This is a genomic window from Hallerella sp., from assembly GCF_022776125.1.
Lineage (GTDB): Bacteria > Fibrobacterota > Fibrobacteria > Fibrobacterales > Fibrobacteraceae > Hallerella > Hallerella succinigenes.
Genome location: NZ_JALFIA010000010.1, coordinates 1 through 13,570, shown reverse-complemented (window position 1 = coordinate 13,570; position 13,570 = coordinate 1). Strand labels below are relative to the sequence as shown.

General features: G+C 50.9%; 14 protein-coding genes and 1 tRNA gene. 10 read left to right on the top strand and 5 right to left on the bottom strand.

What is annotated here, in order from left to right:
- The 3 genes from MR847_RS01090 to greA form a co-directional block, all read right to left on the bottom strand.
- Positions 1-1,959 (bottom strand): pectate lyase family protein (locus tag MR847_RS01090; RefSeq protein ID WP_287722686.1); only part of this gene is annotated, 1,959 nt, incomplete at its 3' end.
- Positions 1,960-2,197: 238 nt separating this feature from the next.
- On the bottom strand, positions 2,198-2,974 hold the full coding sequence (locus MR847_RS01085) for a TatD family hydrolase (RefSeq protein WP_100424251.1): 777 nt from the start codon (positions 2,972-2,974) through the stop codon (positions 2,198-2,200).
- Positions 2,971-3,441 carry a transcription elongation factor GreA gene (greA, locus tag MR847_RS01080; protein ID WP_100424250.1) on the bottom strand — a complete coding sequence of 157 codons (471 nt, stop codon included), beginning with the start codon at positions 3,439-3,441 and terminating at the stop codon, positions 2,971-2,973. The genes MR847_RS01085 and greA overlap by 4 nt, the downstream gene beginning before the upstream one ends.
- A 37-nt stretch (positions 3,442-3,478) precedes the next feature.
- Here greA and MR847_RS01075 point away from each other — a divergent pair, with 37 nt between their 5' ends.
- The 9 genes from MR847_RS01075 to MR847_RS01035 all read left to right on the top strand — a co-directional run bounded on the left by MR847_RS01075 (position 3,479) and on the right by MR847_RS01035 (position 10,254).
- On the top strand, positions 3,479-4,318 hold the full coding sequence (locus MR847_RS01075; RefSeq protein WP_287722684.1) for an ABC transporter ATP-binding protein: 840 nt from the start codon (positions 3,479-3,481) through the stop codon (positions 4,316-4,318).
- Complete coding sequence (locus MR847_RS01070) at positions 4,315-4,962, top strand: ABC transporter permease (RefSeq protein ID WP_287722682.1); 648 nt, start codon at positions 4,315-4,317, stop codon at positions 4,960-4,962. Before MR847_RS01075 ends, MR847_RS01070 begins: the two co-directional genes overlap by 4 nt.
- A gap of 131 nt (positions 4,963-5,093) precedes the next feature.
- Positions 5,094-5,870 carry an amino acid ABC transporter substrate-binding protein gene (locus tag MR847_RS01065; RefSeq protein WP_106520332.1) on the top strand — a complete coding sequence of 259 codons (777 nt, stop codon included), beginning with the start codon at positions 5,094-5,096 and terminating at the stop codon, positions 5,868-5,870.
- Entirely contained in the window at positions 5,867-6,529 is a 663-nt protein-coding gene (locus tag MR847_RS01060; protein WP_241899371.1) for an amino acid ABC transporter permease, read from the top strand. The genes MR847_RS01065 and MR847_RS01060 overlap by 4 nt, the downstream gene beginning before the upstream one ends.
- A 4-nt stretch (positions 6,530-6,533) precedes the next feature.
- Positions 6,534-7,322 carry an amino acid ABC transporter ATP-binding protein gene (locus MR847_RS01055; RefSeq protein WP_100424246.1) on the top strand — a complete coding sequence of 263 codons (789 nt, stop codon included), beginning with the start codon at positions 6,534-6,536 and terminating at the stop codon, positions 7,320-7,322.
- Positions 7,323-7,339: 17 nt separating this feature from the next.
- Complete coding sequence (locus tag MR847_RS01050; RefSeq protein WP_100424245.1) at positions 7,340-7,771, top strand: acyl-CoA thioesterase; 432 nt, start codon at positions 7,340-7,342, stop codon at positions 7,769-7,771.
- 125 nt (positions 7,772-7,896) lie between these two features.
- Positions 7,897-8,670, top strand: a complete 774-nt coding sequence (locus MR847_RS01045) for an SDR family NAD(P)-dependent oxidoreductase (protein WP_100424244.1) — start codon at positions 7,897-7,899, stop codon at positions 8,668-8,670.
- A 102-nt stretch (positions 8,671-8,772) separates the two neighbouring features.
- The gene (gene pgk / locus MR847_RS01040; RefSeq protein WP_287722677.1) at positions 8,773-10,029 is read left to right on the top strand and encodes a phosphoglycerate kinase; all 1,257 of its coding nucleotides are present in this window, start codon (positions 8,773-8,775) and stop codon (positions 10,027-10,029) included.
- 151 nt (positions 10,030-10,180) lie between these two features.
- Positions 10,181-10,254 (top strand) — tRNA-Pro (locus MR847_RS01035).
- Between the two features lie 158 nt (positions 10,255-10,412).
- On the opposite strand, the gene MR847_RS01030 is transcribed toward MR847_RS01035, so the two are convergent.
- Positions 10,413-10,964, bottom strand: coding sequence for a deoxycytidylate deaminase (locus MR847_RS01030; protein ID WP_100424242.1), 552 nt, complete (start codon positions 10,962-10,964; stop codon positions 10,413-10,415).
- An 87-nt stretch (positions 10,965-11,051) separates the two neighbouring features.
- On the bottom strand, positions 11,052-13,052 hold the full coding sequence (locus MR847_RS01025; RefSeq protein WP_287722675.1) for an OmpA family protein: 2,001 nt from the start codon (positions 13,050-13,052) through the stop codon (positions 11,052-11,054).
- Between the two features lie 207 nt (positions 13,053-13,259).
- Between MR847_RS01025 and MR847_RS01020 the strand changes: the two genes are divergently transcribed.
- Positions 13,260-13,538, top strand: a complete 279-nt coding sequence (locus MR847_RS01020) for a hypothetical protein (RefSeq protein WP_100424240.1) — start codon at positions 13,260-13,262, stop codon at positions 13,536-13,538.
- Positions 13,539-13,570: the final 32 nt, after the last annotated feature.

Here is a 13,570-nt window from a genome sequence, read left to right as displayed (position 1 = left end):
GGTGAACGTGATGGAAGTCGAAGATTCCATTTTGAGGCAACGGGTCAGAGTTTCGCCGTCGTAGGTTACGGAACCCTTGGTAGTAGAGAGACTTCCCATGATTTCAAACACGTCGCTTTCCACGCCGTCTTCGGTAAAGTTGTGGACGATGTCGCCGGTAATGGTTCCGGAAGTCGCAACAGAGCTCGAAGAAACGGTCGAACTGGAAGAGGTTTTAGAACTGCTCGAAGAAACGGAAGAACTCGAAGATGTAGCGGAACTTGAAGAGCCTGTGCTGTAAGAACTGGTGATCACGATTTCTCCGTCGCCTTGGATGCTCTTGACGGAGCCCGTGTACGATTGCAATGCGCTCTTGAGATTCATGTCCACAGCGTAGGAGGCGTCGTCCTCATCGGTAAAGGTCCAATCAAAATCGCCGCCGTTCATACGTCCGGCATAGGATTCTACCGTCGTCTTCGCGTTTTCCGGAGATTCTGCCGTATACGCATACATTTTGGAACCGGTGTCGAAGTTGCTGTAATAATGTCCGCCTTGCTTGGAAGTGATGCTGCTTGGAACGGTCGTGTTTCGGCTAGAAACCACATAGGCGTCAAAGTCCGTCGTCGTGGCCACTCCCATCGAAGATGCGGTCACCATGGAACCCTTATTCACATAAGAACTTGCACCGTATGGGATAAAGGTATAAGTGCCCGTCATGTAGTTGTTGTAAGCTTTGATCGTTCCGCCGTCTTCTTTGCTGAATGTGGCGTTGTCATTGCTTGCCGTGGACGTACCCGCGTAAAGGTCGCTACCCTGCATCGAGGTGAGCATCGGGTATTTGCAGTTACGGAAGTAGTTGCCTTCCATGAAGATCGAAGAGCCTTCGGTGCTGCCTGCGCCATACTTTGCATTGCCATCGTAGTAGTTGTTGTAAACGTGGGCGTTGTAGTAGCGCACACGCGGGTGACGGCTATCGGAATGATCGTACCAGTTGTGGTGATAGGTGATGTAGTAGTCGGTGGAATTGTAGCTGTAGGTACCTTCGGAAAGGCCGAGAAGGTTACTTTTGCCGTTGTCCCAGAAGTGGTTATAGCTGAAGGTGATGTACGTAGATTTTTTGCAGTCGAGAGAACCGTCTCCCTTTGCCTGGTCGGCGTCGGAACCCGCATCGCCGTAGAAGAAGTCCACGTTGTGCACCCAAATGTAAGCGTTGTTCTGCTGAAGACCGATGTCGTCACCTTCATCGCTATCCACATTCATAATGCCGAGATTGCGAATTTCCACGTTTTGCGCGTTCTTTAAACGGATGCCCCAGCCGTTTGCAGTAGCGTCTTCGCCAATGCCTTCGATGGTGAGGTAAGAAGTTTCCGAAGATCCGAGATCGATTACCATGTCGCCTGCGACGAGAGAATCGGAATCGGTGACGTTTCCGATAAAGCGGAAGTCGATCGGGCGGGTTTCATAACCTTTCTTCATGCAGTTCAAAATGCCCTGGAAGCTTTTGCACGTGGTCGTTGTGCCGTCGCTTTTGGTTTGAACGTCGAGTGTGACCGTATTTTTCGTGTTTTCAGAAACGTAGATGACCACTGCGCCGCTCTTGAGCGTACCATCGGTGTTGTAAGCGCCCGGAACGTGACCGTTGTTAAAGGCAAAACCCGCGCGGTCGTGAGCAATGGCGGTTGCGGTCACGGAGGCGGATTCTGTTTCCGATCCAGAGGTCACTGCCGCAACCTGAATCGTGTGAGAACCTGCGGTCACGCCCGGAATATCGGCGCGTACATAAGAAGAATAGGTGCGGACGAGCGCATCGTCGATCAGGGTGCCGTCGCAATAAACGTTGTAGCGGGTCGCCCCGCTGACCGGAGCCCATTGGGCGTAAACGGTTTCGAACCAGCCGCCGAACTTGCTAATTGTGAGAGCCTGGGCAGAAGTGGCAAGCCCAAAGGCGACTGAGGAGAAGAGTGCGAATTTTTTAAGCATAATCACCAATCCTTTACCAGTTTGAGAATGTTCTCAAAAATAAAGATAAACAACAGCGGACTGAAAGTCAATAGAAAAAATGTTTACGTCTAGAAATTGTGTAAAATAGATTAAAATTAAAGATTGTTGAATTCTAAATAGTATGCAAAATGTTCTCAAAATTGTTTGATTGAGAAATGAAATGTATCAAAAAAAACTCCTCGTCACTGAGGAGCTTCTATTGGAAAACAAAAAACGCTTAAATTCCGTAGCAGTCACGCGTGTTCTGTCGAACGGTCATCATCAGCTCTTCGAAGGGAACCCCCTGGACTTCGGCAAGAACCTTTCCCGTATCCGGGATCATTCCTGCGTGGCTGACCTTACCCCGATGCGGAACCGGTGCAAGATACGGCGAATCCGTTTCGAGCAAAAGCCTGTCGAGTGGAACGTGGCTTGCCGCTTCACGTACGTCTGCCGCACTTTTGAATGTAAGGATTCCGGTGAACCCAACGTAAACGCGGCAGGGAAGTTTCAGAACTTCATCGACGAAGTGGGCGCTGGTCGTGCAACTGTGCACGTGCAAAGTCGCGCCCTTTAGGTTCGCATTCCGCAACACGGACAGCGAATCTTCTTCCGCTTCACGCAAGTGCAAAACAAAAACCTTCTGGAACGGCAAACCGATTTCGAGCTGGCGCTCAAAAACTGCACGCTGCTTTTTGTGACTTGCGCATTCGTAATGGTATTCGAAACCGATTTCTCCGATGCCGACCGTTTTTGGCCGAGCCCAGAGTTTTAAAAGTTCCTGTTCCACGCGTTCATTGTAAAAATCCGCATTGAGCGGATGCACGCCGAAAGACGCGTAAACGTTCGGATATTGATCGGAAATCTTCTTGGCGTATTCAAACGTCGGCTCTTCGCACGAAACGTGAACGAGCGCATCGGGCTTTGGGTCGACCGAGTTCCACCAGGTATCAAATTCAACGCCGGATTTTTCCGTATAGGCGTCCATGTGACAGTGGGAATCGACGAAGTTCATTTGTATTCAATCTCGATGATGCTGTATTCGATGGCACCGCGGGGAACCGTGATAGGAACAATCTCGCCTTTCTTTTTGCCGATCAAAGCTTGACCCACCGGGGAACTTACACTGATTCTACCCTGGAGCGGATCGATTTCTTGGACGCCGACGAGGGTGTAAACGCGTTTTTTGCGCGTTTTGCGGTCTTCGAGCGTTACCGTTGCGCCAAAACGGATAGAACCGTCGGCCGGGGCTTCGGTGGAGACGACTTTCGCATGATCAAGAATTTTATCGAGCTCTCGCAGACGGCGGTCGATGTCGCGCAGGCGCATTTTGCCGTAGGTGTAGGCCGCGTTTTCGGAACGGTCTCCTTCGGCGGCTGCAGCGCCGACCTGGCGTTGCATTTCTGGGCGTTCGACAAATTTGAGGCGTTTCCATTCCTCCATCAGTTTATCGAAACCTTCTTTAGAAATTGGATCAGACATAGCTTGCAATATAGAAATTTCTAAATTGCAGAAACGTATGCGGACCGTCTTTCAATTTTCCGGCCTTTCCTATACCTATCCCAAGTCCGATTTTTTGGCGCTGGATTGTGTAAACCTTTCCCTGGAAACAGGGGAATCCTTAGCGCTTCTCGGCCCGAACGGGGCTGGGAAAACGACGCTCCTTCGTATTTTGTGCGGACGCCTTGCGGCAAATTCGAACGCTCTTTCGATTGCAGAAGAATTCAAAAATTCAGATGGCGGTCTGGACCTTTCAAAGTGCGGAATTCTGTTAGAAAATCCGGGAACGTATCCCAAACTTTCGATTGCGGAATACCTGAAATTTTTTGCGTCTTTTTACAACGTAAAGGATGTGGATTCGCGAATCGAAACTCTCGCTCAAAAGCTAGAACTGCCGAGCGTCTTTACGGCAATGGGAGCGCTTTCGCAAGGAACGCGTCAAAAGGTTCAAATCGCACGCGCCCTGATTCACCGTCCAAGGCTCTTGCTGCTCGATGAACCCGTGGCAAATTTGGATCCGGGCGCCCGTGAAGCGGTCTGGGAACTTTTATCCGATTGGAAAAAGCAAGACGGCGGAACGCTCCTCGTGAGTTCGCATATCCTTTCGGAAATGGAACATGTGGCAACGTCTTACGCGATTCTTTACAAGGGTAAGATTTTGCGCTCCGAAAAGATGAGTGAACTTTGCACCGATGAATTCATCCTGCACGTGCAGTTGCCGGAAGGCACATCGACGGAAGCTTTTAAGAACGGCTTTCCGCCAAACGCAAAGATTGCACATGTGGAATCGGGCAAGGCTTCGCTCGAATCGGTTTACCGTGGAGCGATCCAGACAGCGGAAGGAAATCTTGGCAAATGAAGAATGCGACTTGGAAAATAGCGCGCCACGAACTGGGCATGATTTTGCGCGAACCGAAGTTCTTGATCCCTTTTGTTTTGCCGCCGATTCTTTTGATTGTGTCTCAACTTGTGCTGCTCCCGGGAGAAAACGATCCGATGGTCTTTACGCGGATGATGCTGATCTGCGCCCTTTTGATTGCCCCGATGGTCGTGCCGCTTGCGTCCGACAGTTTTGCGGGCGAACGTGAACGCGGATCTTTGGAACTGTTGATGCTTTTGCCGGTGAAGCCCGCGTCGATTTTTTACGGAAAACTGCTCGCGCTGATTCCGCTGCCGCTCGTGTTCGTGGTGGTTGCGGAAACGGCGTATGTGCTTGCGACGGGATTCTGGAATTTTGGCGTTTATGCAAAGTCTATCTTGCTCGGTATTTTAACGAGCTTTGTATTTACGGGAATTGCGCTCTTTATTTCGCTCCGAGTGAAAACAGCCCGTGCTACGAATCAGATTGCGCACATGTTCGTCTTTTTGCTTTTGATTTTAGGGAACGTTTTTGCCCGCGCCTATTACACGATTTCCCTTGCGCCGGTTATTTTGACCGTGGCGGTGGCGATGACGTTTGTCGTGGCTTCCTCGCTCTCGTTCAAAAAGTTCCGGCTGAAGTGATTGCTTTGTTCCGCTCGCAATGACACTCTGAACGTTCATGTTTAGCGTGGTATTTACCGGGTCCGTCGTGCGCATGGGCGGAGCCTTTTTCTAAATTCCCATTGAACATACATTCCACTAGGACATCAAATATGAAAAAAATGTTGATTCTTTTGTCTGCGTTCGTCCTTTTCGCCTGCAACGGCGAAGATTCTAAAAAAGAACAAGGCGATCAGTCTCTTGAAAAAGTCAAGCAGGCAGGTGAATTTGTGCTCGGCCTGGACGATTCTTTTCCGCCGATGGGATTCCGCAGCAAGGACAACCAGATTGTAGGTTTCGACATAGACCTCGCCACGGAAGTTGCAGCCCGCTTGGGTGTTAAGCTGCGCGCGCAGCCGATCTCTTGGGACGCCAAGGAACAGGAACTGAACACGGGTAAAATCGACTGTATCTGGAACGGCCTTTCGGTGGACAGCTCCCGTGCAAAGGCGATGAACCTCACCGGTGCTTACCTCAACAATCGCATGATCTTTACCGTCAAGGACGCCTCTCTTTCGACGCTCGCTTCTCTCGCCGGCAAAAAGATTGCAGTCCAGAACGGATCGACCGCTCAAAAAATCCTCGACGCATCGAACGTCGGCAAAGCCGCCGCGAAAATCCTTCCGTTTGACGACAACCAGACCGCTCTTCTCGACTTGGACAAGGGCGGCGTGGACGCGGTCTTCCTCGATGAAATCGTAGCGAAGTACTGGATTACTTCGAACTCCAAGAGCTTTAAGGTTCTGAGCGAAGGACTTTCCGATGAAGTTTACGCAGTCGCCTTCCGCAAAAAGGACCAAAAGCTTCGCGACACGGTTGACAGTCTTCTTTCGGCCATGAAGGCAGACGGCAAGTTTGCTGAAATTTCTACGAAGTGGTTTGGCAAGTGATTTCCGAAATACAAAATCTGCTTCCGATTCTCGCACAGGGTTTTGGAACGACCCTTGCGATTTTTGGACTTACTCTTTTTTTCTCGATTCCGCTCGGTCTGCTTGTCGCAGTCCTCAAAATGTCGAAGTACAAGGTGATTCGTTATCCGGTCACCTTCTACATTTCCGTGATGCGCGGTACGCCTCTTTTGCTGCAGATTGTTGCGATTTACTTTGGAACGTATTACCTTTCGCGCTCGATGAATGCAGACCTTTCTTTTGACCGTTTTCCGGCGGTCATCTTTGCATTCTCGGTGAACTATGCCGCTTACTTTGCAGAAATCTTCCGCGGTGGAATTGAAGCCATTCCGAAGGGTCAGTACGAAGCGGCAACGATGCTTGGACTTACCAAGGTGCAAACCTTTTTCCGCATTATTTTGCCGCAGGTTTTAAAACGTGTCGTTCCGGCCAGTGCAAACGAAGTGATCACCCTTGTAAAGGACACTTCCCTTGCGCAGGTGATAGCAGTGACCGAACTTTTTGCCCTCGCCAAAAAGCAACAGGCCGCTTACGCAAGTATCTTTCCGCTGTTCGTCGCGGGCATCTTTTATTACGTGGCAAACTTGATCCTTTCGGTGTTCTTCAGTTATTTGGAACGCAAGTTGAATTATTACCGGTAGAGCTATGGAAGATCACATTCTAGAAGTTAGACATCTCAGAAAGTCCTTTTTTGATTCCAAGAAGAAAAAGAAAGTTCAGATTCTGAAGGATATTTCGTTTGACATGAAGCGCGGCGACGTGCTCTCGATCATTGGCCCTTCGGGTTCGGGAAAGTCGACGCTTCTGCGCTGCATTGCGCAGCTCGAAACCTTGGACGGTGGGGAAGTTCGCGTTTGCAACAAGAACTTGGTCGTTCCCGGTTCAGATCCGATCCGTTACGCTCCCAAGGCGGATCTTAACGAAATTCGACTTTCTACGGGCCTCGTATTCCAGAACTTTAATCTGTTCCCGCACCTGACCGTGTTGCAGAATATAACGCTTGCCCCGATCCGCGTTTTAAAACTCGAACCGCACAGCGCCCGTATTCGCGCTATGCGCCTGCTCAAAGGAATGGGCCTTGAAGACAAGGCTCGCGCATTTCCGTGTGAACTTTCGGGCGGTCAGCAGCAACGCGTTTCCATTGCACGCGCGCTCGCGATGAATCCAAAGGTTCTTTTCTTTGACGAACCGACGAGTGCCCTTGACCCGGAACTCACCGGCGAAATTTTGAAGGTCATCAAGGCTCTTGCCAAAGAAGAAATGACGATGGTCATTGTAACGCACGAAATGGCCTTTGCCCGTGATGTGGCGAACCAGGTGCTGTTTATGGATGACGGCGTGGTAGTGGAACAGGGAACTCCGGAATATGTTTTTGGACAGTCCAAGAACGAACGCTTGCAATCCTTCCTTTCTCGTTTTGCGCACAATCCATAATTTGTAGAGGTGCATAAATGCATTTAGCCATGGAACAGATTCCGAATTTTGTGGAATATACCAAGGAATTCCGCGTAGACGATTCGATGATCGACCAGAACAACCATTTGAACAACGTTGTGTGTGTTGAGTGGATTCAAGATATTGCCGTCGAACACTCCGATGTGACCGGTGGAACTACTCGGATGCGTGAACTTGGATGCGCCTGGATGATTCGAACGCAGCATGTGGAATATAAGGCACAAGCGTTTTTGGGCGATGAAATTGTCGGCACGACATGGGTCCCAGAGTATTCCAAGGTTTCCACGAACCGCCATTCGAAATTTGTTCGCAAATCGGACGGCAAGGAAATTTTTTCGGCGGTCACGACATGGGTTCTGGTCGACGTAAAGCGCGGACGCCCGATCGCCATTCCGGAAGATTTGAAAGATTATTTCCGTAGTCGGTAAAATTTTTTTGTTTGTAGAAATCCCGCCGGTCGCTTTTGGATCAAGGCGGATTTTTTTATAAAAAAAAGACTTTTTTCTTCCTTTTTTAACTATGTTGAAAAAGTCCATTCAACGGAGGATTTAGAATGAAGAACTATTTTGATTTGACGGGTCGTGTGGCTCTTGTAACGGGTTGCTCCACGGGGCTTGGAGTTCAGATGGCCAAGGCCTTGGCGAATCAGGGTGCAAAGATTGTCGCGCTCGCTCGTCGCAAAGAAAAGATTGAAGCGGTTGCAAAAGAAATCGCGGAAACCTACGGCGTCGAAACCATGGCTGTTCAGTGCGATATTACGGACACCGACCGCGTGAATGCGGCGGTCGATGAAATCCTCGTTAAGTTTGGCCGCATCGACGTTCTCGTGAATAACGCTGGCACGGGCGCAGTCGCTCCGGCAGAAGATATTACGGACGATCAGTTCAACGGTGAATTGAACGTGGATCTTGGCGGAACCTTTAAGGTCGCTCGCGCGGTCGCTAAAAAGGCAATGCTCCCGGCGAAGTACGGACGCATCATCAATATCGCTTCCATGTACGGTCTCGTCGGCAATAAAATCTGCGGTTCCGCGCCGTATCATGCTGCCAAGGGTGGCGTGGTGAACCTCACCCGCGCGCTCGCCGCGGAATGGGGCAGTAAGGGCATTACCGTAAACGCCATTTGCCCGGGGTATTTTTACACCCCGCTCACCCAGGAAACCTTGGATTCGGACTTCTTCCAGCAGAACGCCAAAACGATGATTCCGGCGGAACGCTATGGCAACGAAGGTGAACTGGATACCGCAGCCATTTTCCTTTCTTCTCCGGCATCGAGCTATGTAAACGGGATTATGGTGCCGGTCGACGGCGGTTACACTTGCATGTAATGCAGTAAGCGCTTAAAGCTCTGAAATCGCTCGCTTAAAACTGACGATTTTTTTATATTTCAGTTGGTAAATTTTAACTCTAACCTAACAGAAGGTACTACGATGGCAAAACTTTCCATTGAAGATCTTGAACTCGCTGGCAAGCGCGTTTTCATTCGCGTTGACTTCAACGTTCCGCAGGACAAGGTGACTGGTGAAATCACCAACACGAAGCGTATCGAAGCCGCTCTCCCGACCATCCAGTATGCTCTCGACAAGGGTGCTGCTGTGATTCTCGCTTCCCACCTCGGACGTCCGAACGGAAAGGTGAACGCTAAGTTCTCGCTCGCTCCGGTCGCAAAGAAGCTCGAAGAACTCATCAAGAAGCCGGTGAAGTTCTTGAACGATTGCTGCGGTGCAGAAGTCGAAGCAGAATGTGCCAAGGCTCAGCCGGGTGAAATCATCCTTCTCGAAAACCTCCGCTTCCACATCGAAGAAGAAGGCAAGGCAAAGGTCAAGAACGAAGACGGCACCGAAACCAAGATCAAGGCTGATCCGGCTGCAGTCGAAGCTTTCCGCGCTTCTCTCTCCAAGCTCGCAGACGTGTATGTGAACGACGCATTCGGCACCGCTCACCGTGCACACTCCTCCATGGCTGGTGTGAACCTTCCGCAGAAGGCTGCTGGCTTCCTCATGAACAAGGAACTCAAGGCTTTCGACAAGGTTTTGAACAATCCTCCGCGTCCGTTCCTCGCCATTCTCGGTGGTTCTAAGGTTGCTGACAAGATTCTCCTCATCAACAACCTCCTCGACAAGGCTGACGAAATCATCATCGGCGGCGGCATGGCTTTCACCTTCAAGAAGGTGATTGACGGTATCGAAATCGGCAACTCCCTCTTCGACGAAGAAGGTGCAAAGCTCGTTCCGGAACTCCTCGAAAAGGCTAAGAAGGCTGGCAAGAAGATTATTCTTCCGGTCGACTACGTTGCTGCTGAAAAGTTCGACGCCGCTGCCGCTAACAAGGTTGTGACCGATGCCGAAGGCATTCCGGCAGGCTGGATGGGTCTCGATGTGGGTCCGAAGTCTACGGAAATTTTCTGCGACGCGATCAAGTCCGCTAAGACGATCGTCTGGAACGGTCCGGCTGGCGTGTTCGAATTCGACGCATTCGCAAAGGCTACGAAGGCGATGGCTGACGCTATTGTCGAAGCGACTGCAGCTGGCGCAATCACCGTGATCGGTGGTGGCGATACGGCTACGGCTGCTAAGAAGTTCGGTGCAGATAAGAAGGTGACCCACACCTCTACCGGTGGTGGCGCTTCTCTCGAACTCCTCGAAGGCAAGGTCCTTCCGGGTGTTGCATTCCTCACCGACAAGTAATTTTCAAATCTTTTGAAAAGAGAAGGGCGTCGCATGCGATGCCCTTTTTGTATGCTTCAAGACTGCGCCTTTCGCAATGACACTGGCGAAGAGTCTTTGAGAAAAAACTTTACGCAAGGGACGAGTTTTTATTATATTTGTTGCACACCGACGGGGTGTAGCTCAGTCTGGTAGAGCGTCTGCTTTGGGAGCAGAATGTCGTCAGTTCGAATCTGGCTACCCCGAGAAAAAGGACTTCGCAAAGCGAAGTCCTTTTTTGCTGTCATAGCGAGATGCAGTAGGTGGCGATCAGATAACTTCTCCTCGGAGAGGATAACTCGACTACTGCAACAAGTTGCAGAGTCTCATAAAGCTTCGCTCGCAAAGACGCGGGGTTCGGCAGCTCACTGAACCTTAGAAATGACGGGGCGCATGCGCTTGCCGCAGATCGTGACGATGATGCCTGCTTGGGCGAACATGTAGTAGGCTGTGTCGCGGCTGTTGTTGAGCGTGGACTTGGGGTCGTAATCGTCCTTGGTGACGAAAACTTCCGAGACGCCGGACAGGGAAACTTCGAGAGCGCAACGTTCGCAGGGGAAGCCGATAACGTAAAGCTTGGAACCTGGGGGAACCTTTCCGCGGGCGTAATGCAGCGCATTGATTTCGGCGTGGACCATGAACGGGTACTTGTTCGCTTCGAACTCGTGGTGCGAAATGAGGGCGCCTGAGTCGGCGTCTAAAAGATCGTAGGCAAGCTTTTGCTTTTCACGGGTGTACGGGATGGTGGCGTCGTCAAAGCTTGCCGGGGCACCGTTATAGCCTGTGCTGAGAACGCGACCATCGCCCGATACGAGCACGGCGCCCATCTGCGTGTTGGCGTCTTTCGACAGGCGCGCCTGGGCGAGCATCATTTGTGTGTAAACATCATCTCTCAACTTTCGACGTTCTTCGTTCATAAATTCCTCGTAGGATTTTCTCTCAAAATATATACAACAAAAGCCCCACGGGATGGGGCTTTTGCAAATTCTACAGAACGAGACGGATTAGTGGAACGGGATGAGTTCCACGCGGCGATTCGCTTCGCGGCCAGCCTTCGTCTTGTTGTCAGCGACCGGGTGGGATGAACCGTAGCCAGCAGCACGGACGCGGTCTGTAGCGACACCCTTCTTGATGATGTAGTCGGCAACGGTCTTAGCGCGGCGTTCAGAAAGATTCTGGTTGTAGGATTCTTTACCGCTGTTATCGGTATGACCCTGAACTTCGATCTTAGCCTGTTCGTACTTATTCATCAGTTCGACGATATCGTCCAAGGTACCGTAGCTCTTCTTGGTGAGGATTGCGGAGTTGAGCTTGAACTGAATGCCCTTGCGGAGCTTGCTCAAGTCTTCCTTTTTGCGAATCGGGCAGCCGACTTCGTTCACTTCCACGCCCTGGAGCGTGTTCGGGCACTGGTCAATTGCGTCGATCACGCCGTCCAAGTCACTATCGAGAGTGCAGCCGACGGAATCCACCTTGGTACCTACCGGAGTATTAGGGCACTTGTCTTTATAGTCCTGAACACCGTCCTTATCGGAGTCGACCGGACAACCGGTGCTGTCTACAAGGGCTCCTGCTGGATTGTTTGGGCATTGGTCAAGGCCGTCTGCAACGCCGTCCTTATCCGAGTCTACCGGGCAACCGGTGCTGTCGACGATGGCTCTTGCCGGCGTATTCGGGCATTTGTCCTGAGCGTCTGCGACGTTATCCTTATCGCTGTCAGAGATTGCGGCGCAGATAGCTGCGGTGTCAATCGGAGCCGGCTTGGCGGTGTCTGCGGCAGGCTTTGCTGTATCAGCAGCTGCGGTATCCTTCTTAACCGGGCAGCCGATGCTATCGACTTCGGTACCAGCCGAAGTGCCCTTGCACTGGTCGAGGTAGTCCGGGATTTTGTCGCCGTCTTCATCGAGCGGGCAGCCCTTTTCGTCAACTTTCACGCCTTCCGGAGTGTGAGCGCACTGGTCCTTGTTGTCTTCGACGCCATCACCATCTTTATCCTTGGAGCCCTTAAACGGATTGCCCTTCCAGGTAAGAAGTGCGGACATGCCGTACATCGGAGCCCCAACGGCGTACTTGGTACTTTTGCCGTTGTCACGTTTTTCAACAACAACATATTTATTCTTAAGCTTTTCTTCTGGAATCAACGCTGTTACACCCAGATCGAAGCCCAAGGCGAGATCCACCCCCTGAGCGAGGTGGAAACGCACACCCGGAGTAATCCACATCGGGTCGCGGAGCGGGTCGCGAGAGTGGACTTTGGTTGTTTTTTCAATGCGCATTTCGCCCCAGTATTCGAGGAACAGGTCTGCGGCCTTGATGGCGGTAAAGTTCAAGCCCGTGCCGTAGAGCATTGTGTTAGAACCTTCACCAATTGTTCCAACGTAACCGATGTTGTTATTCCAACGCAATGGAATGCCCATCTGGTTGAAATCCAAAGTCAAGAGCAGGCTCGCTTCCAAAGCCCAGTCGTCTGCAGAGTAAGCGTTGGTTCCGCCATAAGGGTTTGCGTACCAAGCGTGACGGGGACGCATGCCGGAAATATCATCACCGGTAGGAATATACATCTGGCCGAGAAAAGCGACATTCACGATGTCAGTGGTATCAAACACCGGCAGACGCACCTTTAACCAGGTCTGCAAGTCGCCGATGCCCCAGCCGTACAAATCGCCATCGTTATCCGGATATACGTCATCATAGTGAACCGGGAGTACGATGCCGAAGTCCAACCAGTCCAAAATACCGATGGCGGCGTGGACGTTAAAGGACATGGATGGAATCAAGTTTCCAACGCCCGTTTGCTCACCGTCAGTTGTGTAGGTGTAATTGTAGGCGGATGCCTTGGAATCGACAACGCCCTGTGCACCGATTCCGGCAGAAATCGTGCCCTGGCCTAAAGTTTTAGCACTCTGCTGGTGCAAACCATCGGCGCCACCTTCCAATCCGGTTTCCGCAAATGCCATTCCACATGAAAGGGCAAGTGTTGCGGCCAAAAGTTTTTTATTCATCATTCTCATCCTCTTTGGTAGAGATTTATACACTGAGCAAAACTAAAAATCCCTTACGTGATTGTCTGTATAAAAGTCTGTAAAATGTAAGTTTTGGAGGGCGTTTTGTGAATTATACTACAGTTTTACGTCAAATAATCCCAAAATGGACTTTTTTTTTCTAAATTGGGCGCTGAAAATTTATATACACATCTTCTTCCGAGGTAAAAAATGGCTGAGAACGAACAGAAAGAAACCACCGAAATTAAGACCGCAACCGCCGCTGAAAGCAAGAAACCCGCTGCAAGAAAGCCTCGTCGTCGTCCGGCTGGAAAGTTTAACCAGGCTCCGAAGAAAGCGGCACCGTTCTCCGATTCCCTCGCTGACCGTTTTGGTGACGCTCTCGCCAACAAGCTCAAGCGTGGCATTGAAGAAGACATCAAGCGCAAGATCAAGGCTGCTCAGGCAGACCCGAAGGTGCAGAAGGCCAGCGAAAAGTTCGCGAAGTAATTCTCGGTTAGGATTATGAAAAAGACCCGCAC